We start from the raw sequence: 20754 nt of genomic DNA on the forward strand, positions 1-20754 counted from the left end.
GACGGGCAGGCTACGCCGCGTCAACCTGTGCTCCCGATTGTCCAGAGCTCGATGACGCTGTCGTGGCCGATGGCCACGAGTCGTCCGTCCGGGCGGCAGGCCACGCACTGGGGGAGCGATCCGCTGCTCGGGAAACCGGTGCGCAGGCGGGCGGAGCCCGGCTGGCGGATGTCCCAGACCTGGACGCCAGGGGTCTGCGGGTCCGTGGGTTCGGCGTGGCCGGCGACCAGCAGCGCGTCGTCCCCGCCGAAGGCGGCGGCCATGAGCCGGCCCGTCTCGACCTCGCCGACCTGTGTCGCCCCCGCCGGATGGGTGATGTCGAACACGGCTGCCGACTCGGCGTTGAGCCCGCCGACGGCGAGCAGGCGCCCGCTGGGGCTGACCACGAGGCTCGAGACGTTGCTTTCCTGGATCGTCGCCGTCGCGCCGAGCTGGGTTGGGCGGCCCGGATCGGTCACGTCCCAGACCTGCATGAGGCCGGCCGACGGATTGTCCTGTTCGCTCGCGGTGAACAGAATGTGGCCGGGGTGGGCAAAGGTCGCGGCCAGCACCAGGCCGCGTGGCTGGAACATCCCGACCCCACGGCCGCGGGCCGGGTCGGCCACGTCCCACAGTCGCACCGTGAAGTCCTGGCTCGAGCTGGCCAGCACCCGGCCGGTCGCGTCGAAGGAGAGCGAACCCACCATGTGCGTATGACCGGACAGCGGGGTCCCGATCGGGCGGGCCCGGGTCGGGTCGGCCACATCCCACAGCCGGATGGTGGCGTCGCCGCCCGCCGAGGCGAGGACGTGCCCGTCCGGGCTGAAGATGGCGGTGACGAGCCACGTCCTGTGGCCGATGAGCGGGGCGCCGATCGCGTGCGCCGCGGCCGGGGCGGTGACATCCCACAGCCGTACCGTGGTGTCGTTCGACGTGGTGGCGAGGGTCCGCCCGTCGGGGCTGAAGGCCACCGAGACCACGTCGCCCGTGTGCCCCCGTAGGGTGGCCACCTGGACGGGCCGGGCCGGCGGGGTCTGGGGCAGGGAACGCGAGGTCAGCGTGCTGGCGGCCGTCCTGCTTGACGGCGCGGCGGCCGGGGAGCCGGAGCCGGAGCCGGCGGCGGCGAGCCGGTCGGCCACGACAACGCTGGCGGGGACGATCGCGGCGAGGCCTCCTCCGAGCAGCAGCATCCGACGGTTGAGCCGCGACCGGTCGGGGCGGGTCTGGTCGGGCGCGGCGTCGCCTCGGACCGGCGGCGGTGGATATGCGGGGCGGGTCTGGTCGGGCGCGGCGTCGCCTCGGACCGGCGGCGGTGGATATGCGGGGCGGGTCTGGTCGGGTACGGCGTCGCCTCGGGCCGCCGGCGGCGGGTACAGCGTCCGTTCGGGCCGGGAACCGGGCGGGGGATCGGTTCTGGCCGACGGGTGGAGGGTGACGGCGCTCGACGCTGCCCCGTCGAGCTGGGGCTTGGCGGCCGTCCGGCCGGACGATAGCGCCGAATCGTATGCCGGGGGTGGCTTGGGCCCGGATGGGGCCAGGTTGCCTGGGTACAGGGGGATGCCGGTGGCGGCGGCCCAGTCCGCGCCGAATGCGGTGGCGGCGGCCTCGGTGAGTTCGCGGGCGAAGGCGACGGCGTTGGGCTGGCGCTCGTCCGGATTCTTCGCCAACGCCCGCAGGATCACGTCGGACAGTGGCACCGGAACACCGACCAATGGCGCCGGCGGGGTGTCCAGATGCTGCTTGAGCAGCGAGAACATTGGCTGTGTCGGGTCGAATGGGGGATGCCCGGACAGCAGGATGTACATCACGATGCCCAACGCGTAAATGTCGGTTGCCGGCCCGATCCGGCCACGGAGGATCTGCTCGGGTGCCATGTACGTCGGGGTGCCGCTGGTGCCGCTGGCCGTGGCTTCGGTGCCCTCGTAGAGCTTGGCGATGCCGAAGTCGGAGACCTTCACCGTGCCGTCGGCCGCGAACAGGATGTTGTCCAGCTTGATGTCCCGGTGGATCACGCCCCGGCTGTGGGCGTGATCCAGAGCGTTCGCCACGGCGACGCCGACCACGCAGGCCTGTCGCACGCTCAACCGCGCCCGTCGCCCGGTGAGCGTGCCACCCGTCATCAGTTCCATGACCACCAGGCACAGGTCCTGGTCCAGCACGCATTCGTAGATCCGGACGACGTGCGGATGGTCGAGGCTGGCCATGATGCGGGCCTCGGCCGCGAAATCGACCGCCACGTCTCCGGCCGATACCACCTTGATCGCAACGGGCCGGTCCATCACGCGGTGTCGACCCGCGATCACCACCCCGAATGAGCCTTCACCGAGCTTGTCGCCCAGTGAATAGCCCGGCAACGCGCTGCTCAGGCGATCCAGATCATAGATCATCGCGAAATCCACGAATCGCCTGGAAGTACGTGTTGTCCGTTTTCTCCCGCATGGCCCAGACATTATCGAGGCCGACCAGGGGATGTATCCGGGCGGTCAGCACAGAGACAGCACAGAGACAGCGCAGAGACCGCCGGCGATGGTCAGGGCGACGTGAGGACGGGGCGCAGGGCGTCGAGGACGGTGGGGTCCTCGATCGTCGGCGGGACGGCGGGGGTGCGGCCGTCGGCGATCTCGCGCATCGTGCGACGCAGGATCTTGCCCGAACGGGTCTTCGGGAGCGCCGTCACCACGTCGACGCGCCGGAAGGCGGCGACCGGGCCGATCCGTTCGCGGACCCGCGCGACGAGCTCGGCGGCGAGTGCGTCCGCGGCGATCCCCACCCCGGACTTGACGACGACGAGCCCACGCGGGACCTGGCCCTTGAGCGGGTCGGCGACCCCGACCACCGCGCATTCGGCCACGGCGGGATGCTCGGCGAGCACCGCCTCCATCGAACCGGTGGACAGCCGGTGACCGGCCACGTTGATCACATCATCCGTGCGGCCGAGGACGAAGAGGTAGCCGTCCTCGTCGAGGTAACCGCCGTCGCCGGTGAGATAGTGACCGTCGTACGCGCTCAGGTAGGACGCGACATAGCGCTCGTCGTCGCCCCACAGCGTGGGCAGGGTGCCGGGCGGCAGCGGCAGACGCAGACAGAGAGCCCCCTCCACCCCGGCGGGGACGGGCGCGCCGGCCGGATCGAGCACCTGCACGTCATAGCCGGGCATCGGGACCGACGGCGAGCCGGCCTTGACGGGCAGGGGCTCCAGGCCGAGCGGCGAACTCGCGATGGGCCAGCCGGTCTCCGTCTGCCAGTAGTTGTCGATCACGGGGATGCCGAGGGTGGCGGCGGCCCACTCGTAGGTCGGCGGGTCGAGGCGCTCGCCGGCGAGGAACAGCGCCCGCAGCGACGAGAGGTCGTACCGGCTGGGCAGCGCGCCCGTGGGATCCTCCCGGCGGATGCCGCGGATCGCGGTCGGGGCGGTGAACAGCACGTTCACCCCGTGTTCGGCCACCACTCGCCAGAACGCGCCGGCGTCCGGCGTCCCGACCGGTTTGCCCTCGTAAAGCACGGTCGTCGCCCCGGCGAGCAGCGGTGCGTAGACGGTGTAGGAATGTCCGACGGCCCAGCCGACGTCGGAGGCCGCCCACATGACGTCTCCGGCTCGGATGCCGTAGACGTTGCCCATCGACCAGGTCATCGCCACGGCGTGCCCGCCGTTGTCCCGCACGATGCCCTTGGGCCGTCCGGTCGTGCCGGACGTGTACAGGATGTAGAGCGGATCCGTGGCGGCCACCGGCACGGGCGGATGGGGCGTGGCCCCGGCGAGCGCCGCGTCCCAGTCGTGGTCACGGCCGTGGATCATCGTGCAACGCCGCTGGTCCCGCTGGACGACCAGGGTCGCAGTCGGTGGATGACGGGCAAGGCCGATCGCCTCGTCGAGCATCGGCTTGTACGGCACGATCCGCGATGGTTCGATGCCGCAGGATGCGCTGACGACGACGGTCGCCCGGGCGTCATCCATGCGGGCGGCGAGCTCGGCGGCGGCGAATCCGCCGAATACCACCGAGTGCACCGCGCCGAGCCGGGCGCACGCGAGCATGCTGATCACGGCCGCCGGGATCATCGGCAGATAGATGATCACTCGGTCGCCCCGGCCGACCCCGAGCGCCGCCAGCGCCCCCGCGGCCCGGGCCACCTCGTCGGTCAGCTCGGCGAACGTGTACCGGCGGATTGTCCCCGTCACCGGTGAGTCGTAGACGAGGGCGACCTCGTCGCCCCGGCCGCCCTCGACGTGCCGGTCGAGGGCGTTTGCGCAGGTGTTGAGCTCGGCATCCGGGAACCAGCGGTAGAACGGCGGGTGATCGTCGTCGAGGATGCGCCTGGGCTGCCTGGTCCAGGTCACGGCGCCAGCCGCGTCCGCCCAGAACTCCCGCGGGCTGTCCGCGGCCCGCTCCCGCTGCCATCGGTACGCGCCGTCCTCGCCCGCATCGCGCTGCTGGGCGTTCCGCTCGTCTTCGATCCATTGCTCCGGGAACGGCTGGCCCTCTCCGCGCCAGCCGCGTCCATCCTGGCCAAGGCTGGCCTGGCTGGTTCGGTGCGGGTCCGTTCCGTGCTGGTCCGTTCCGTCTCGCTCGGCGCCCATGGGCCCATTCTCTCGTGTCGAAGCGGGCGAGAGCTGCCCTGTGCTGCCGCCGAGCCGTCGTGTCAGGTCTTGAGCCGCGTGTCCTTCGCGACCGCGCTTCTCGCTGGCCTGAGGCGCCTCCACCTGTTCGCCTCCACGATCTGGACCAGAGACCTCACCCGCACAGCCCCATGATCACAATGAGATGCCGGCCCTGAGCCGCGGCGGTAGCGCGGGTCGGGGTGTGCGCCGGGTGTGGGTTCGACAGGCGGTCGCGAGCGAGCGATGAAATTCTGTCGGTGGTGGGGTCCAAGGTGATGACAGCACCCGCGGCGGCCGATGTCGCCCGAGCCCACCGCATGCCAAAGGAGTCACCATGCCCAAGATCGAGGAATTCCCGTCCGGCGCCCCCTGCTGGGTTGACCTCATGACCTCCGACGCCGACGGGGCCAAGGCGTTCTACCGCAGCCTGTTCGGATGGCAGGCCGGGGCCGGCGAGGAGAAGTTCGGCGGCTACGCGAATCTTGACAAGGACGGCGCCAAGGTCGGCGGGCTCATGCCCAAGGTGCCGGGGATGGACGCGCCCGACGGCTGGTCGATCTACCTGGCCACGCCGGACGCGGAGAAGACCGTGGCCGCGGCGACGGCGCATGGCGGCGGTGTCATCGTGGCGCCGATGGCCGTCGACGATCTCGGCGTGATGGCCGTGGTGACCGACCCGACCGGCGCGGCCATCGGAATGTGGCAGCCGGGCACGCATCGGGGGTTCGACCTGCTCGCCGAGCCGGGCGCGGCAGGCTGGTTCGAGCTGTTCACCCGCGACTTCACCGCCGCGGTCGACTTCTACCGGGAGGTCTTCGACTGGGATGTCCACGTTGCCAGTGACACCTCCGAGTTCCGCTACGCGACCTTCGGCAAGGATGAGACGGCCCGCGCCGGGATCATGGACGCCAGCGCCTTCCTGCCCGAAGGCATTCCGCCGCACTGGTCGGTGTACTTCGCCGCGGACGACACCGACGCCACGCTGGCGCGGGCGGCGGAGCTCGGTGGCACGATCCTGCAGCCGGGTGAGGACACCCCCTACGGCCGGCTAGGCATCGCCGCGGACGTCACCGGCGCGCAGTTCAAGCTGATCGGGCCCAACACGAACACGGTGCCCCAGCCGCCGGCCGCGGGCTGACGCGGCCGTCAGCGTCACCGCGCCGCCGACCGCTCATGCGGTTCAGCGGGGCTCGGCGCGCAGGAGCGTGGCGAGGACCGAGCCGGCGCGGCGGATGGCACTGTCGTCCAGGTCGAGGTGCGTCACGAGCCGCAGGGTCGTCGGTCCGGACGCGCCGATGAGCACCCCCTGCGCGGCTGCCTGTGCGACGGCACGCGCGGCATCGGTGACCTCGACGAGCACCATGTTGGTCTCGACCTGCCCGGGGTCGACGCGGCCCGGCGCGGCGTCGGCGAGCAGTGCGGCGATCTCCGCGGCGCGCCGATGGTCCTCGGCCAGGCGCGACATGTGGTGGCGCAACGCGTACAGGCCGGCGGCGGCCAGGACCCCGGCCTGGCGCATCGCACCGCCGAGCCGACGGCGCCAGGCGCGCACGGCCTCCTCGCGGTCCGCGTCGCAGATGACCAGAGAGCCGACCGGTGCGCCGAGTCCCTTGGACAGGCACACCGACAGCGTCGTGAAGGGTGCGGCGAGCCTGCGCGGTTCGACCGCACTGGCGATCGCGGCGTTCCACAGCCGCGCCCCGTCGCAGTGCAGCGCGATCCCGGCGGCGGACGCGAGTTCCCCGAGCCGATCCAGCCGCGCCGGTGGCACGACTCGTCCACCGAAGCGGGCATGGGTGTTCTCCACGGCGAGCACGGAGGTAGGCACCATGTTGTAGTTGCTGTGGGTGCGCCCGGAGCTGACAGAACTACCGGAGCTGCCCGCGCCGGCACCGTGAGCCCGGATCGCCCTGACGACCTCGTCGAGGTCGGCGGTGTGTGCCAGTCCGGATACCGTGCGGGTCTGGATGCCGCCGAGCACGGCGAGCCCGCCCATCTCGTAGGTGACGACGTGCGCCTCGGTGTCGGCGATGATCTCGGTGCCCAGCGGCGCACTGGCCCGCAGAGCGGCGAAGTTGCCCATGGTCCCGCTCGGGACGAACACGGCGGCCTGGTGGCCGAGCAGGTCCGCGGCATATTCCTCCAGGGCGCGCACCGAAGGGTCCTCGCCGTAGTGGTCGTCGCCGACCTCAGCGGCCGCCATCGCCTGGCGCATCGCCGCCGTCGGTCGGGTCACGGTGTCGCTGCGCAGGTCGACCGGGCCGTCCGGCCTGGGGCTGCGCAGTGCCTCGGTGGTCGTGGCCTCGGTGGTCATGATTCGCGATGGTAGCGACCACGGCGGCAGGGCCTATTGATCACCTCGGTTGGCTGGAACAGGGGATCATGCGGCGCCGATGCCGGTGCCGGCCGCAGGTAGCCGGGCCCACGTCCCGTCGCCGGTGGCCTGGGCCGGCTGGGCCGGCTGGGCCGGACGGGTACGCCGACGTGGCTCGGTGATCCGGCCGTCGTCGAGGATGAGCAGGGTATCGGCGCCCGCGGCCAGCCGCAGGTCGTGCGTGACGACCAGAACAGTCCGGTCGGCGGCGAGCCGGTGCAGGGTGTGGACCAGCCGCTCCGCGCTCAGATCGTCGAGGCCGGCGGTGGGCTCGTCCAGGACGAGGACAGGGGAGTCACGCAGCAGCGCCCGGGTGATCGCGACGCGTCGCTGTTGGCCACCGGACAGCCGTCGGCGCTCGAAACGGATGTGCCCGTACGCCCGGGGCAACTCGCCAGCGCCCGGCGCGTCCCGGACCTCGACCGGGTGGTCGAGCAGCTCGACGATGCGCGTGCCGGAGGCCACGCCGGCACCGATCGTCACGACCAGCTCGCCGAGTTCCTGGACCGGGCCGTAGAGGTATCCGAGATAACCGGCGAAGGACATCAGGCCGGCGACGCTCGTGGGCGGCCATGACATGCGTCTGGATCAGTGCCGAGGCGGTGATGTTCTCCTCGACGACGGCGGCGATATGGCCCTCGGCGAGCCGTTGCTCCTCGGTGGCCGCCTGGACCCGGTGCGAAAGCCTGCGTGTCAACAACCAGTACAATGGCCCTGCGGCGAAGGCGAGCAGCGCCAGATCCCAGCGTAGGACAAAAGCAGCCACGCCAAAACACAGCACCGCCAAAACACAGCACCCCGGCCACGGCGGTCGCGGCTTCCACCATTCCGCTGCCCACCAGGTCGTCGACGGCCTCGAGGTCGGTGTCAAAGCGCGTCATCAGATCGCCGGTGGGCTTCTCCGTGAAGAATGTCGGTGACAGGACGTGCAGCCGTCCCAACATGGCTTCCCGCAGCCCGCCCAGCAGCCCTCCGGAAGCTCGCGCCTGGAGCAGATGACCCGCGTAACTGCTCGCGGCGCCGACGAGGGCGACGACGAGCCAGGCTGCCACCGGGCCGACGAGCCCGGCAGTGGAACCACGGATCAACCCGTCATCCGTGACCCGGCCGAACAGCCACACCGTCGCGGTCTGGGCGCCGGTGGTGATCAGCAACAGCAGGGTCGCGCCGAGAAACAGGCGACGCTGTGGACGGGCGAACGGCCGCAGCCGGCGCAGCACCCGGGCGACCGCTCCTGATCGGTGCGTACCGGAAGGCCGCAAAGGTCGCGCGTGCATGTTCCGGCCTCCTGCCTGCCTGGTTCTCCTGCTGGCCCGGCCCGGAACCCGCGAATGTTCGGGGAGCGAGCTCCGGGCCCGTTTCAGGAGAAAAGCACTAGCAGTGGACGGGCTTTTTCGGTAGCGGCTTCCTCGGATTCTTGGGCTTGGGCTTGGGCGGCGGCGGCGGAATCTTCTTGAGAGGCATCTCGGAGTTCCTTTCTCCCGATCCGGCTGAATTTCCGGTGTGTGGACACGCTATCCGTCCGACGGGCGGTTTCGCTGTGGGTAGCCTGGGCGTTGCTGTGGCTTACCTGTGCGCATGCGGGGGAATGCTGGTAGATCTGTGGGTGGCGAAACAAAGGACCAGCCCGAACGAGATCCCCCGAACGGAGACCTTCGATGAGCTCGCAGTTCCGCACCCTGACGGTCGAGCATGACAACGCCGTCGCTCGGATCACCCTCAACCGTCCCGAGGCGGCCAACGGGATCACCCAGGAGTTGGCCGCGGAGCTGGCGCAGGCGGCCTACGCCGCCGCGGGCGACCCGAGCGTGCGGGTGGTGCTTCTGACCGGTGCCGGCCGCTTCTTCTGCGCCGGTGGCGACGTGAAGGAGATGGTCAGCTACGGCGAGCACGCGGCCGCGGAGATGAAGAAGCTCGCCGACCTGCTGCACCGGGCCGTGACCACGTTCGCCCGGATGGACGTGCCGCTGGTCGTCGCGGTGAACGGGGTGGCGGCGGGGGCCGGCATCGGCCTGGCCATCCTGGGCGATCTGGTGCTCGCCGCGGAGTCGGCGACGTTCACCCTCGCCTATTCGGGCGTCGGGCTCAGCCCGGACGGCGCCACCTCGTACGCGCTGCCGCGCCTGATCGGCCTGCGCCGGACCCAGGAGCTGATGTTCACCAATCGCCGGCTCTCGGCCGCCGAGGCGAGCGAGTGGGGACTGGTCACCCGGGTCGTGCCGGCCGAGGAGCTCGAGCAGGAGGCGACGGCGCTTGCCCGGCGGGTCGCGTCCGGGTCGGCGGACGCGCACCGCACGATCCGCCGGCTGCTCGCCGCGACCTTCGACAACGGCCTGGAGACCCAGCTGGAGCTCGAGGCCCGCGGCATCTCCGACTGCGCCGCCGGTGACGGCCGGGAGGGCGCGGCTGCCTTCGTCGAGAAGCGGGCGCCCAAGTTCGTCTGACCGCCCTCACCCGCTCAACCCCGCCCCCGCCCCCGGCACTCGGCACTCGGCTCCCAGCCACCGATCCGGGCCCGGGTCCGGTCAGCCGACCCGGCCGGGCCGGGGGGCGGCGGCTGAGGAGCCGTCGCCCGCGGCCGGGGCGCCGTCGCGCGGGGTGGGGGGTGACTGCGTCGGGTCGCGCCCGGGGGCAAGCGCTCCCCGAGCGACCGTCCAGCGCAGCAGCGGCGGCGCCATCACCGAGGTGCCGACCGCGACGAGCACCACCACCGTGTACCCGGCGGAGCTGATCACGCCCAGGCGCAGTCCCGTGCCGGCGACCACGATCTCGACGACACCGCGGGCGTTCATCCCGGCGCCGAGCGCCAGCGCCTCCCAGTGGCCGAGCCGGCCGAGCCGTGCGCCGAGGTAGGCGCCGACGAACTTGCCCACCACCGCCACGGCCAGCACGACGGCTGCCGCGGCCAGCACCTTCGGCCGGCCCAGGGCGCTGAGGTCGACCCGCAGCCCGGCCATCGCGAAGAACAGCGGGGCGAGCACCCCGGTGGCCACCATGCGCAGCGGCGCGATGAGCCGCGGGTCGAACGAGCGGCGCGACCCGATCACCATGCCGACAACGAACGCCCCGAAGATCGCCTCGAGTTTCAGCGCCTGGGTCGCGGCGGCAGCGCCGAGGATCATCACCGTGCAGGCCAGGCTGACCGACGCGGCCGGCGAGTCGGCGCTCGTGCGACGCCGGCCACTCCAGGACAGCGCCGCCTCGGCGACGGGACGCCCCACCACGACCGCGACCACCACCGTCGCGAGCACATAGGCCACCGAGGTGAGCACGTCTGCGGTGCGCACACCGGTCGTCGCGAGCGCCGACACGACCGACAGCAGGAGCCAGCCGACGGCGTCGTCCACGGTGCCCGCGGCGAGCGTCATCTGCCCGATCCGGTTGTGCAGCAGGTCAAGGTCGACGAGGACCCGGGCGATCACCGGAATGGCGCTCACCGCCATCGCGACGCCGAGAAACAGGGCGAAAACCCCGGCGTCGACATTCCCGGACAACAGGCCGGACGGCATCAGCAGCCCGGTCGCCACGCCGAGCCCGAGCGGGATGATCAGGCCACCCAGGCTCACCTGCACCGCGGTGCGGCCACGGCGCAGCACACCGGCGACGTCCATCTCGGTGCCGGTCATCCCGACGAACAGGATGACGCCGAGCTGCCCGACGGCCTCGACCAGATGGAACCGGTTGGGGTCGGTGGGGAACAGCCAGTGGGCGGCGTCCGGCGCCGCCTTCGCGAACACGGACGGCCCGAACAGGATGCCGGTGGTCAGCTCGCCGACGATCGCCGGCAGGCCGAGCCGTTCGGCCAGGCGGCCCAGCAGCAGCGCGCCGGTCAGCAGTGACGTGACCCCGAGCAGAAAGACCAGCAGATCATGCGGCGGGATCGCCGCCACGGGCCTCGTCGCGGCCGCGAGGTATCCAAGCTCGACGCCGCCAGAAGCGTCACTGCCCACGCCGCGACCTCCCACGGTGCGTGCGCGCCGGTGCGGCCAAGTAGCAGCGTGGGTGCGCCCAGCGCCAGTATGGCAGCCCTTCGTGGGGTCTGAGGCTACTTTCGGTGGTCCACTGTCACGTGTTCATCCGCGGCCTCGGGCCGTCGGTCTCCCTCTGGATGCGAGTCCCACAGGGGACCACAAGCGGGTGAGTGTGAACGTTGTCTCGGACGCGGCCCTCCCCCGCGGTCCTGGGCGTGGCCGCGGCGGAAGAATGCGGATGTGTCACATCTCGAGTCGTCGCGTCCCGACCTGTCCCGTCCCGACCCGTCTCGCCGTGGGGTGGCCCGCGCCGCGCCGGGCCGGTTCGAGCTCGTGCGGACGCCCACCTTCGCCGGCGCCGCGCTCGAGCGGGACGAGAACCTGCGTCGCGACGCCGCCCGGCAGAAGGAGGGCTGGGCGAACGCGCGGGTTGTCGTTGTCGACGAGGAGGGACACGTACCGGTGGTCTGGCCGTCCGAGGACGCGGCAGCCGACCAGACCGCGCCGCGGCTGTGGACCCGACCCGGCCTGGAGCTGGCCGGCTTGCCGCCGACGGACGCGATGCTGCTCGGCGAGGCGGCCGGAACGGCCTACTGGGTGGTCCGCGGGGAGCGGGCGCGTGCCGCGGCCAGCCCCGCGGTGCGGTGGCCGCATCCGCACACGGTGGGTGGCGAGTTCGGCCCCCTCGACGGTGCCCTGCTGGCCGCCGCGATCGGCCTGGTGAACTGGCACGCTCGTGCCCTGTTCTGCACGCGTGACGGCTCGCCGACGACGCCGGTCAACGCCGGCTGGGGCCGCGTCTGCGAGTCCGCGCGGCATGAGGAGTACCCGCGCACCGATCCCGCGGTGATCGTCCTTGTGCATGACGGCGGCGACCGGGTTCTACTGGGACGGCACCAGGCCTGGCCACCCGGCCGGTTCTCGGTGCTCGCCGGGTTCGTGGAGGCCGGCGAGTCGCTGGAGGCCTGCGTGGTGCGGGAGATCGCCGAGGAGGTCGGCATCGACGTCACCGACGTGCGCTACCTGGGCAGCCAGGCCTGGCCGTTCCCGCGTTCCCTGATGGTCGGATTCGAGGCGTTGGCGGATCCGGACCAGCCACTGCGGGTCGACGAGGCCGAGATCAGCGAGGCCCGCTGGGTGCACCGCGACGAGCTGCGCGCGGCGCTGGCCCGCGGCGAGTGGCCGGCCAGCTCGCGCTCACGCGGCCCGAGTCGCACCACGCCCGAGGACGCGGCCGCCGCGTCTGGGCGCGCCGACGAAACTGCCGGAGGCGAGGATGCCGCCCCGTCTCTGTTGGTGCCGGGCCGCATCTCCATCGCCCGCAACATGCTTGACTCCTGGGCCGCCGCCGGCTGATCTCGTCCCGCGGGTCCGATACGGAGGTCATCAGGCCGCCGCGGACGTGGTCAGCTCGACGCGTGGGGCGAGCAGCGCGGCGGCGAGCTGGGTGGCGGCGACGCAGGCGACCGTCGCCGGCCAGCCAGCAGCGGTCCAGGCCAGGCCGATCAGGGTGCCGCCAACGCTGGAACCGAGGTAGTAGCCGAGCAGGTACAGCGCCGACGCCTCGGCACGGCCGGTCCCTGCCCGCGCGCCGATCCAGCTGCTGGCGACCGAGTGGGCGGCGAAGAAACCGGCGGTGTAGACCACCAGCCCGATCAGAACGCAGCCAAGATTGTCCGGCACCGTAAGGGCCAGTCCGGACAGCGCGACCGCGACCGCCCCGAGCAGGACCGGTCGTCGCCCGAGCCGGACGGTGAGCTGCCCGGCGACGGTCGAGGTGAGCGTGCCGGCGAGATACGCGCAGAACACCAGGCCGATGGTGGCGCTGGAGAGGTGGAACGGCTCCTCGGTGAGTCGGTAGGTCAGGTAGTTGTAGGTGGCCACGAAACCGCCCATGAGCGCCATACCGACTCCGCACAGCCGCAGGATCCCGCGGTCGCGCAGATGGCGACGGATCGTGGCGCCGCTGCCAGCGCCACTGCCAGCGCCGGGGCCGCTGCCCTCGTCGGCGGCCCGGGTGGAACCACCGTTGGTGCCTCGGCCGGCAGCGGTGCGGGCGGGGCCGGCCCGGATGCCACCCGGGACCATGACGGCGAACACGATGGTGCACAGTGCGCCGACCCCCGCCACCGCGGCCACCGCGGTCCGCCAGCCGGCATGGGCGTCCAGTCCGGCTGGGATGAGGCGGCCGAGCAGACCGCCGAGCGAGGTCGCGGACACGTACATGCCGATGGCCGGGGCCGCCGCGCGCGGGTGTACCCGGTCGCCGATGTGTCCCATCGCCACCGCGACGACGGACGAGAGCGCGATCCCCGCGGCCCCGCGGGACATCAGGAAGAGGGGAAAGTCCGGCGCGGCGGCGCCCAGCCCGACGCAGAGACATCCCACCACCAGGCCGACGATCATCACTCGGACCGGACCGAACCGTTCGGCCAGCGCGGACATCGGCAGCACCGAGATCGCCAGGGCTCCGGTCGTCACCGACACGGTGAGGCTGGACAGCGTCGCGTCCACGCCAAAGGCGGCGGCGATCCGCGGCAGCGATGCCTGCGTCGAGTAGAGCATCGCGAACGCGGCGAGCCCTGCCGCCGCCACCGCCAGCTGCAGACGGCGCAGCACCGGCGAGCCTGGCAGCAGCAGCGCGTCGGACGGGACATCGGACTGTGCCGGCTGTCCGTGCGGCTCACGCGGCTCATACGGCCCGGGTCGCCGGAGGGGTTGCGGGTCGACGGCGGTCACGATTTCCCACGTTAGGACGCCCAGGCGCGACGCATCCCATAGTGAGACGCCTCTTGCATGAACCAGGCGCAGCGGCCTGCGCGGCGTCAGTAGACGCGGAACTCCGCCAGCACCTGTTCCGCGTACGCCGCGTCGCCGAGGAGCTCGGCCCGGCCCTGACGTGGCTCGCGGCCGGTCGACCACAGGATGAACGCATCCGCCGAGGTGCGCACCGTCGCCCGCGGCGTGGCACCGCTGGCCGCCGACGGACCGCTGGCGTGCGGCCCGTCCGGCGTCGCCTCGACCGCCTGCGCGTGTGACTGGATCCGGATCGTCATGGCCTCGGGCCCGGTGATCGCGATGTGCAGCGGATCGGTGAGCAGGTCCCGGAAGCGGCTGGTGGTCATCTGCGCGATACCCGCGGCGAGCCAGCGGACGGAGGCGGACAGCCGTCCGGCGTCGACGGCGGGCAGGGCACGCTGGACGGGCCCGCGTGGGGCCAGCACGTCCCAGCGCAGATGGCAGGTGAAGTCGAAGGTCAAGGCATCGGCGATGCTGGCGAGCGGGTAGGTGCCGGCGGTGCCCATCTCGACCGGGTGGGTGGCCAGCTCCGCGGACAGCGTGTCGAACAGGCCGACCGCGGCCGGCCTGGCCGTGCGCAGCAGCTCGAGCAGTTCGCCGGCCGGTCGGGCCGCCAGCGCGCGGGCCTGCACGTCGATGGCCGCCTCGAACTCGAGGCCCGGGGGCGCCGGCTCGGACGGCGGCAGCAATCCGGCGATGCTCGCGACTCCGGTGGTCAGGTGCGCCAGCACGGTGTGCAGTGTCCAGCCTGGACAGGCCGACGGCGCCGACCACTGCTCGTCCCCCAGGGCGGTGAACACATCGAGGGCCTCCGCGACCGAGCGGTCCAGCGCGGTGGCTCCCGCCGCGGTGGCCACCCCGGGCGTTCCGGCCTCGGCGGCGGAGCTGGACTCCGCGGCCGTCGATGATTCAGTGGCCGTCGACGACTCCGCGGACAGCGACTCAGTAGACATAGTCCTCACCGGTTGAGCGCAGGGTGACGTCGGCGACTGCCACGCCGAGTGGCTGGTCGATGATGTTGACGATTGCCTCGGCGACCTCGCCTGGCGTCAGTGACCAGTACTGCGCGTGGTCGGGATCGCGCTGCTCGGCCGTGAGCCGGCCCTCGCCCATCTGGGTGATGTGCTCCAGCCACCGGGGCGCGTTGTGCGCCGCCAGGGGAATCGCCGCCGCCCCATCCACGATCGAGGCGCCGAGGTTCGTGCCGAGAACACCACTGGGGCGCACCACGGTCACCTTGATCTTGCCCTGGCTCTCGACCCGCAGGGCGTTCGAGAGCGTCGCGACCGCGGCCTTGGTGGCACCGTAGACCGCCGCCCCGGCCACCCCGGCGTTGCCGTACACCGAGGAGATGTTCACGATGTGGCCGCCGTACTCGGCCATCTGATCGTGTACGGCATAGATGCCGTGCAGGACAGACACCCTTGAGGTTGATGTCGATCGTGCGGTCCCAGACGTCCGCGGCGCGGGCGTGGTCGGCGAGGAAGGCCAGCGGCATCACGCCGGCGTTGTTGACCAGGACGTCGAGCCGGCCGTACGTGGACACCACCTGGGCGGCCGCGGCCGCGAACGCCTGCCGGTCCCGCACGTCCAGGCCGAGGCCCAGCGCCCGGCCCCCCTCGGCCTCGATCGCCGCCGCCACCTTCGCGGCACCCGAGGCGTCGATGTCCAGTGCGACCGCGATCGCCCCCCGCGTGGCGGCCTGGGTGGCGATCAGCTCGCCGAAGCCCCCCGCCGCGCCTGTGACGAGCACCACCTTGCCAGTCAGATGTCCCACGGCGGACACGATAGGAAGGTCCAGGCGCGGGCGCCAATGGTGACGCTGCCGGCCCGCCCGCGGACCCGAACGCTGACCAGGGCGGACGACGGTCACCGCCCGGCCCGCGAGGGACCGCCCTGCCTGGGGCTCAGGCTGCCGGCGTCGCTGTCATGTCCATGCCGGTCATGTCGTGGCCGGTCGTGTCGTGGCCGCTCGGGCCGGTGTAGCCGAGGACCGGAACGGCGAGGGTGACCGTGCCGGCGTGGGCGAAGGTGAGGGTGAGTGGCACGCGTTGGCCCTTGGCGAGGCGGTGGACGGGGTTCTCCAGCATGGCGTGGTCGTGCCCGACGGTCAGCGCGGCCGTGCCATGTGCGGGAACGGCAAGCCTGGAGATCATCTGCATCGACTCCGCGCCACCTTTGCTGACAGTGGTGTGCAGGCTGACCGTCGGCGCGGCCGGTGTGGTGATCGAGGTGAGCGTGTCGGCGGCGTCGCCGGTGTTGGTGACGCTGAAGTATGCGGCGGCATCCGTGTCGGATGCCTGCTGCGGGATGTAGGCGCCACGGATGCGCAGCTCGCCGAGGTCGGCGCTGGCGGTCCCGGCGGGGGAGGGCGGGACGGCACCGGCCGGCGCCGAGGCCGCGGCCGTCGGCCGGGCGCCGGCCGACGGGCCGCCCGATTCGGCCGACTCGCTGGATCCGCAGGCAGCAGCGCCGAGCAGGGTCGCCGCGGCCACCGCACTCACGGCGAACAGCCGCGGGTGCGGGTGCTGACGACGACGCGCGTGGTGGGTCTGGCTGGGCATGGGTCAGCTCTCCAATAGCTGCTGGCCGACGTAGCCCCCGGCGGGGGCGGCCGGCGGGACCGCGAACAGGGCGCTGCCGGTATGGCGGACGAAGGCGGACAGCGCGTCGAGCCGATCGAGCTTGCGCTGGACCGCGGTGAAGGCGGTCCGCGGATCGGCCTGGTAGGCCAGGAAGAACAGACCGACGTCGGGCTGGCCGTCGGCGTCCAGCCCGTCCTGGTAGGAGTAGCCGCGGCGCAGCATCCGCACACCGTTGTTGAACTGCGGATGAGACAGCCGGACGTGCGAGTTCGCCGGGATGAGCGGGCTGCCGTCGGCGGTATGGGCGAGGAAGTCGGGGTCGGTGTGCTCGCCGCCGCCGCTCAGCGGCGCGCCGCTGAGCTTGCGCCGGCCGATGACCTTCTCCTGCGCGTCGACCGTGAGCAGGTCCCAGCGGTCCAGTTCCATCCGGATCCGCCGGGCGACCAGGTAGCTCCCCCCCGCCATCCATGCCGGTGAGCTTGCGTCGGCCCATACCGCCACGTCGAACAGTGCGGTACCCGTGGCCGGGTTGTCGGTGCCGTCGAGCTGGCCCATCAGGTTGCGGGGGGTTGCGTTCGGATCATCGGCCGCCGCGGCCGACTGGCGGAAACCCTGCTGCCGCCAACGGGGGGATGCCTGCCGGCGGGCCAGCACGTCCAGGGTGCGTGCGGCGGAGGCGGCGACCATCGGGTCCTCGGCGCAGATCTGCACGGCGAGGTCTCCGCCGCCGCGGGCCGCGTCGAGCTGATCGTGGGGAAACGCCGGAATCGGCGCGAGCTGCGGTGGGATGCGGCCGGCGAGCCCCGTCCGGCGCAGCGCCGACGCGCCCAGCCCGAACGTGACCGTCAGCGCCGACGGTGCGAGGCCGAGCGTGCGCTGACCGCCGCCGGCCGGTTGTTCGCCGGCCATCAGCGTGCCGGCGCAACGCGTCCACGCGGTCAGCAGGGAGCGCAGCCCGGCCAGCGCCTGGGCCGGGGATGGCACGACGTCGTCGGTCAGGTCATAGGAGGTGAACACGAGATGGGCGGGGGGGCGCTCGACGATGCCAGGCTGACGAGACCCGCCGGTCCGTACGGCGGCGACGGCCCGCGTCCGTTCGCGGTCCGACGCGCTCGATCCGTGCGGCCCGGCGGTCCGCTCGACCAGGGCCCCGGTGACACCGCCGGCGATCCCGCCGGCGCCGACCAGCCCGACCCGTCCCAGAAACGCCCGCCGCCCCAACCCGCGAACGGGGGGCTCCGACATCATCAGGCGCCCTTGATCAACATCGGGATGTCGTGGGCGTAATCGGCGGGGGTGATGCCGGCCAGGTAGACGGTGCGGGCGAGGCCGTCCGGGTTGAACGCGGTGACCTGTGAACCGTGGTCGACCACCCAGGTGCCGTCGGCCTGCTGCCGGGGCTTCTCCACCGGGATGCCGAAGGTGTCGGCGTAGCCGGAGATCTGCTCCCAGGTGCCGGTGAGGCCGACGAACGTCGGGTCGAACTGGGTCAGCCAGTCGTGCAGCACCGTCGGGGTGTCCCGCTCCGGGTCGGTGGTGATGAACACGACCGCGACCTTCTGCCGGTCGGCCGCGCTGCTCTGGCTGAGGCCAGCGGCGATGTCGGCCATGGTGGTCGGGCAGACGTCCGGGCAGTGGGAGTAGCCGAAGTAGACGAGGGTGAGTTTCCCGGCCGTCGCCTTGCGCAGGTCATAGGGATGACCGGCGGTGTCGGTCAGCTGGACGTCGGGTTTCGCCATCGGCGTGGCCAGTGACGTGCCGCGCAGGCCTGGGCCCGCGGTGACGTTGTCGAGCCGGACGATCGAGCTGCCGGAACTGCCCGCGTCCGTGCTGCCCGCGCCGCATCCCGCCAGGGCGGCGGCCAGTCCGAGTGCCATCACCGCGGCCAGGGGGGCCGTGACGGCGCCGCGCCGGCCGCTGCGGCGGCTGTCCCGATGGACCCGCGTCGACCGGTGCCCGGCTGGCTGGTGCGCGCGTCGCTGGTGCCGGAGCGGCCACGCCCTGGGCGAGCGGGGCTCGTCTCCGGATGGCTGGCACCGGGCCGGCAGCTGGGGTTCGGCGGGTGGCTGAGTCGGCGGGGGCTGATATCCGGGTGGCAGGTCTGCATCCACGGTGGAAGATCCTTTGAGGTCAGGGGAGGTCTGGGGGGCCGGCGAGCGGACGCCGTCATCACGGCGACGGCTGCGAGATGACCGCCGAGCATGGTCGGCGTGGTGTGCCAGGGCGCCAGCGGCATCGCGTGCGGCGCGGGCAGTAGACGTGCCTGCATCCGGACCATGTGACGGACCGCCGCATCCGGCAGCGCGGCGCGGTCGGCGATGCACAGGCCCGACTCGAGCGCGGCGTACATCCGCCCGCTCGTGTTCGCCGTCGCCGCGAACAGGACGTGCAGTCCGGCCTGCACGGCGACCATCGCGGCGAGCACGACCGGCAGCGGCCGGTCCCGGGTGGCGAACGGCGCGGTCAGGAAGGTCAGGCCGCCGGCCGCCGCGGCGAGCACCGGCACGGGCGGTGCCCAGCCGTGGCCGAGTGAGTGCGCGGCGGCCGCGAGACCCGTGCAGGCCAGTGCGAACCCGATGCTGCGCGGCAGCCACGACGCGCCGACCGCGCGCCGTCCCCTCACGACCAGCACCTCACCCGCACCAGCACTTCATGTCCGCCGGGACATCACGTCCACCGGCTCCTGACGGCCACCCGGCTCCCGTCGCTACCGGGACTCCTCTGTCGGCCGAGCCACTTGTCTCGGCCCTGGGCCTTCTCCTCGACCTCCTCGACGCAGTGTAGAACGTCCGACTTGGGTGTCGCAGAGGAGCGAGGGAGCGGGTTGGCTCGGGTGGCTGTGCCCGCCGATCACCGACTGTCGGAGGCCTGCGGCACGATGGGGGCATGCAGGTTGGAGTCACATCCGTGGGCGCCGTACCCATGGACCCGGGGGTCGCGTTGTTCGACACGGCGGTCGGCCGGTGTGGGGTTGCCTGGGGCACGGCTGGCCTGGTCGCTGTCGCGCTGCCCGCCGGGGCCGACGCGGCCACCCTCGCGCTGCTCCACCGCCACCTACGCGACCGTCGTGACGACGGCCGCCACGGTTGCGATGGCCTGGATGGCGACCGCCACCCAGCACCCGGCGCCACATCCGATTCACCGCCGGCCGAGGTGGCGGATGCGGTGGAGCGGATGGCCGGGCTGCTCGGCGGCGTGCCGGACGACCTGGCCGACGTGCGGGTCGACCTGAGTGGGGTGCCCGATTTTCACCGGCGGGTGTACGAGGTCACCCGAGCGATCCCGCCGGGAACGACGCTGACCTACGGCGAGGTCGCCGCCCGCGTCGGTATGCCCGGTGCGGCACAGGCCGTTGGCCAGGCGCTCGGGCGCAACCCGGTGCCGATCGTCGTCCCCTGCCATCGCGTGGTGGCGGCCGGCGGGGCGATGCACGGATTCTCGGCGCCCGGAGGCATCGAGACGAAACGCCGCATGCTCACGATCGAAGGTGCGCTTGAACCCCCGCCACCCACACTTTTCTGACCCGGCTGCCTGCGGTGTGAGCTGCCCGTCGTCCTAGCGACGCCGACCGGCGGCGTGGTCGCCGGGGAACAGGGCATCCCGGATCGGTCGCCAGACCGTTCGGTCCGTCCAGCGGATCGGGAGCACCACCGTCACGAACATCGCCGTGCCGATCGCCCGGCCGATCGGCCGGGCCACCGTCCGCCAGCACCACGAGACGGGAACGACGACGAGCACCTGCCAGGCCAGCCCGACGGCCCGACCGGCCGGAATCATGACCGTCCGCCAGCACCGTGCCACCGGACGCACGACCAGCACGCGCAGTGCGGCGATCAACGCCCTTCCGGCCGGCATGGCCACAGTCCGCCAGCACCATGCCGTCGGGCGGACGACCAGTGCGTGCAGCATGGCGATGGACGCCCGTCCGGCCGGTATGGCCACCTCCCGCCAACACCACGCCGCTGGCCGGACGACCAGCAGACGCAGGCCGGCGCCGAGGCCGCGTACCGTCCAGTGCAGCGCCCGGGCCGCCTCGCGCAGGGTGGCGGCCGAGGCGCGCAGCACCGTATCGCCGGCCCAGCGCAGCGGTCGCCGCATCCAGCGCACCGGTCGAACGACGAGAAGCTCGAACAGCAAGGCCAGAACCTTGGCGCCGGGTACGACGGCGTGGCGCCACAGCCACCGGATGATCCCCACGACCAGCCAGTCCCACGCCAGGGCCCACAGCGCACGCAGCGCCGGGACGACCAGTCGACACCACACCCAGTCGAAGGCGCGCCCGATCGGTATGAGCACCCGTTCCCACAGTGCCGTCAGAACCGGAACCAGGAACCAGTCCCACAGCAGCCGGCGCACGGCCCGTCCGACGAGTCGGATGATCCCCACGACCAGCCAGTCCCACGCCAGGGCCCACAGCGCACGCAGCGCCGGGACGACCAGTCGACACCA

At 72.4% G+C, this 20754-nt stretch carries 18 protein-coding genes and 1 pseudogene; 4 read left to right on the top strand and 15 right to left on the bottom strand.

Translation table 11 applies throughout. The features are described 5' to 3' along the window. Window positions 1-20: 20 nt before the first annotated feature. Together MXD95_RS03020 and MXD95_RS03025 are read right to left on the bottom strand one after the other, a co-directional pair. Window positions 21-2366, bottom strand: a complete 2346-nt coding sequence (locus MXD95_RS03020; RefSeq protein ID WP_250638957.1) for a WD40 repeat domain-containing serine/threonine protein kinase — start codon at window positions 2364-2366, stop codon at window positions 21-23. A gap of 143 nt (window positions 2367-2509) precedes the next feature. Further along, window positions 2510-4555, bottom strand: coding sequence for an AMP-binding protein (locus MXD95_RS03025; protein WP_250638958.1), 2046 nt, complete (start codon window positions 4553-4555; stop codon window positions 2510-2512). A 355-nt stretch (window positions 4556-4910) separates the two neighbouring features. Between MXD95_RS03025 and MXD95_RS03030 the strand changes: the two genes are divergently transcribed. After that, complete coding sequence (locus MXD95_RS03030; protein WP_250638959.1) at window positions 4911-5714, top strand: VOC family protein; 804 nt, start codon at window positions 4911-4913, stop codon at window positions 5712-5714. Between the two features lie 42 nt (window positions 5715-5756). Here the strand turns inward: MXD95_RS03030 and MXD95_RS03035 are convergent, their stop codons facing one another. The 3 genes from MXD95_RS03035 to MXD95_RS03045 form a co-directional block, all read right to left on the bottom strand. Next, on the bottom strand, window positions 5757-6890 hold the full coding sequence (locus MXD95_RS03035; protein ID WP_250638960.1) for a GntG family PLP-dependent aldolase: 1134 nt from the start codon (window positions 6888-6890) through the stop codon (window positions 5757-5759). 66 nt (window positions 6891-6956) lie between these two features. Next, window positions 6957-7529 carry an ATP-binding cassette domain-containing protein gene (locus MXD95_RS03040; RefSeq protein ID WP_250638961.1) on the bottom strand — a complete coding sequence of 191 codons (573 nt, stop codon included), beginning with the start codon at window positions 7527-7529 and terminating at the stop codon, window positions 6957-6959. Further along, window positions 7496-8227: an ABC transporter transmembrane domain-containing protein gene (locus MXD95_RS03045; protein WP_250638962.1), complete on the bottom strand. Its 732-nt coding sequence runs from the start codon at window positions 8225-8227 to the stop codon at window positions 7496-7498. The genes MXD95_RS03040 and MXD95_RS03045 overlap by 34 nt, the downstream gene beginning before the upstream one ends. A 381-nt stretch (window positions 8228-8608) precedes the next feature. Between MXD95_RS03045 and MXD95_RS03050 the strand changes: the two genes are divergently transcribed. After that, window positions 8609-9394 carry an enoyl-CoA hydratase/isomerase family protein gene (locus MXD95_RS03050; protein ID WP_250638963.1) on the top strand — a complete coding sequence of 262 codons (786 nt, stop codon included), beginning with the start codon at window positions 8609-8611 and terminating at the stop codon, window positions 9392-9394. A gap of 81 nt (window positions 9395-9475) precedes the next feature. Here the strand turns inward: MXD95_RS03050 and MXD95_RS03055 are convergent, their stop codons facing one another. Next, the gene (locus MXD95_RS03055; protein ID WP_250638964.1) at window positions 9476-10900 is read right to left on the bottom strand and encodes a cation:proton antiporter; all 1425 of its coding nucleotides are present in this window, start codon (window positions 10898-10900) and stop codon (window positions 9476-9478) included. Between the two features lie 261 nt (window positions 10901-11161). On the opposite strand from MXD95_RS03055, the gene nudC reads away from it, so the two are divergent. Further along, the gene (nudC, locus tag MXD95_RS03060; protein WP_250638965.1) at window positions 11162-12277 is read left to right on the top strand and encodes an NAD(+) diphosphatase; all 1116 of its coding nucleotides are present in this window, start codon (window positions 11162-11164) and stop codon (window positions 12275-12277) included. Between the two features lie 30 nt (window positions 12278-12307). Here nudC and MXD95_RS03065 read toward each other — a convergent pair whose 3' ends face one another. The 8 genes and pseudogenes from MXD95_RS03065 to MXD95_RS03100 all read right to left on the bottom strand — a co-directional run bounded on the left by MXD95_RS03065 (window position 12308) and on the right by MXD95_RS03100 (window position 18928). Next, the gene (locus MXD95_RS03065; protein ID WP_250638966.1) at window positions 12308-13660 is read right to left on the bottom strand and encodes an MFS transporter; all 1353 of its coding nucleotides are present in this window, start codon (window positions 13658-13660) and stop codon (window positions 12308-12310) included. 86 nt (window positions 13661-13746) lie between these two features. After that, window positions 13747-14673: a maleylpyruvate isomerase N-terminal domain-containing protein gene (locus tag MXD95_RS03070; protein ID WP_250638967.1), complete on the bottom strand. Its 927-nt coding sequence runs from the start codon at window positions 14671-14673 to the stop codon at window positions 13747-13749. Further along, window positions 14663-15142, bottom strand: a complete 480-nt coding sequence (locus MXD95_RS29510) for an SDR family oxidoreductase (protein WP_250638968.1) — start codon at window positions 15140-15142, stop codon at window positions 14663-14665. Before MXD95_RS29510 ends, MXD95_RS03070 begins: the two co-directional genes overlap by 11 nt. 52 nt (window positions 15143-15194) lie before the next feature. After that, a pseudogene (locus MXD95_RS29515) lies at window positions 15195-15593 on the bottom strand (SDR family NAD(P)-dependent oxidoreductase); the annotation flags it as partial. Window positions 15594-15627: 34 nt separating this feature from the next. Beyond that, window positions 15628-16284: a copper chaperone PCu(A)C gene (locus MXD95_RS03085; RefSeq protein ID WP_250638969.1), complete on the bottom strand. Its 657-nt coding sequence runs from the start codon at window positions 16282-16284 to the stop codon at window positions 15628-15630. Window positions 16285-16287: 3 nt separating this feature from the next. Next, a complete protein-coding gene (locus MXD95_RS03090) occupies window positions 16288-17550 on the bottom strand; it encodes a Dyp-type peroxidase (RefSeq protein WP_250638970.1) in 1263 nt (420 codons plus the stop codon). Window positions 17551-17552: 2 nt separating this feature from the next. After that, on the bottom strand, window positions 17553-18182 hold the full coding sequence (locus MXD95_RS03095; protein ID WP_250638971.1) for an SCO family protein: 630 nt from the start codon (window positions 18180-18182) through the stop codon (window positions 17553-17555). Beyond that, window positions 18182-18928, bottom strand: coding sequence for a hypothetical protein (locus MXD95_RS03100; RefSeq protein WP_250638972.1), 747 nt, complete (start codon window positions 18926-18928; stop codon window positions 18182-18184). Before MXD95_RS03100 ends, MXD95_RS03095 begins: the two co-directional genes overlap by 1 nt. Before the next feature lie 263 nt (window positions 18929-19191). Here MXD95_RS03100 and MXD95_RS03105 point away from each other — a divergent pair, with 263 nt between their 5' ends. Continuing rightward, entirely contained in the window at window positions 19192-19827 is a 636-nt protein-coding gene (locus MXD95_RS03105) for a methylated-DNA--[protein]-cysteine S-methyltransferase (protein WP_250638973.1), read from the top strand. A gap of 33 nt (window positions 19828-19860) precedes the next feature. Here the strand turns inward: MXD95_RS03105 and MXD95_RS03110 are convergent. After that, on the bottom strand, window positions 19861-20754 hold an 894-nt coding region (locus MXD95_RS03110; RefSeq protein WP_250638974.1), incomplete at its 5' end, for a hypothetical protein.

The sequence above is a fragment of the Frankia sp. AiPa1 genome (assembly GCF_023243075.1).
In the GTDB taxonomy this organism is placed as follows: Bacteria; Actinomycetota; Actinomycetes; order Frankiales; family Frankiaceae; genus Frankia.

Bases quoted from the DNA above. Each gene is read 5' to 3' on its own strand.
- MXD95_RS03020 (WP_250638957.1), bottom strand. From the start codon at position 2,366: ATGATCTATGATCTGGATCGCCTGAGCAGCGCGTTGCCGGGCTATTCA.
- MXD95_RS03025 (WP_250638958.1), bottom strand. From the start codon at position 4,555: ATGGGCGCCGAGCGAGACGGAACGGACCAGCACGGAACGGACCCGCAC.
- MXD95_RS03030 (WP_250638959.1), top strand. From the start codon at position 4,911: ATGCCCAAGATCGAGGAATTCCCGTCCGGCGCCCCCTGCTGGGTTGAC.
- MXD95_RS03035 (WP_250638960.1), bottom strand. From the start codon at position 6,890: ATGACCACCGAGGCCACGACCACCGAGGCACTGCGCAGCCCCAGGCCG.
- MXD95_RS03040 (WP_250638961.1), bottom strand. From the start codon at position 7,529: ATGTCATGGCCGCCCACGAGCGTCGCCGGCCTGATGTCCTTCGCCGGT.
- MXD95_RS03045 (WP_250638962.1), bottom strand. From the start codon at position 8,227: ATGCACGCGCGACCTTTGCGGCCTTCCGGTACGCACCGATCAGGAGCG.
- MXD95_RS03050 (WP_250638963.1), top strand. From the start codon at position 8,609: ATGAGCTCGCAGTTCCGCACCCTGACGGTCGAGCATGACAACGCCGTC.
- MXD95_RS03070 (WP_250638967.1), bottom strand. From the start codon at position 14,673: ATGTCTACTGAGTCGCTGTCCGCGGAGTCGTCGACGGCCACTGAATCA.
- MXD95_RS03085 (WP_250638969.1), bottom strand. From the start codon at position 16,284: ATGCCCAGCCAGACCCACCACGCGCGTCGTCGTCAGCACCCGCACCCG.
- MXD95_RS03090 (WP_250638970.1), bottom strand. From the start codon at position 17,550: ATGTCGGAGCCCCCCGTTCGCGGGTTGGGGCGGCGGGCGTTTCTGGGA.
- MXD95_RS03095 (WP_250638971.1), bottom strand. From the start codon at position 18,182: ATGGCACTCGGACTGGCCGCCGCCCTGGCGGGATGCGGCGCGGGCAGC.
- MXD95_RS03105 (WP_250638973.1), top strand. From the start codon at position 19,192: ATGCAGGTTGGAGTCACATCCGTGGGCGCCGTACCCATGGACCCGGGG.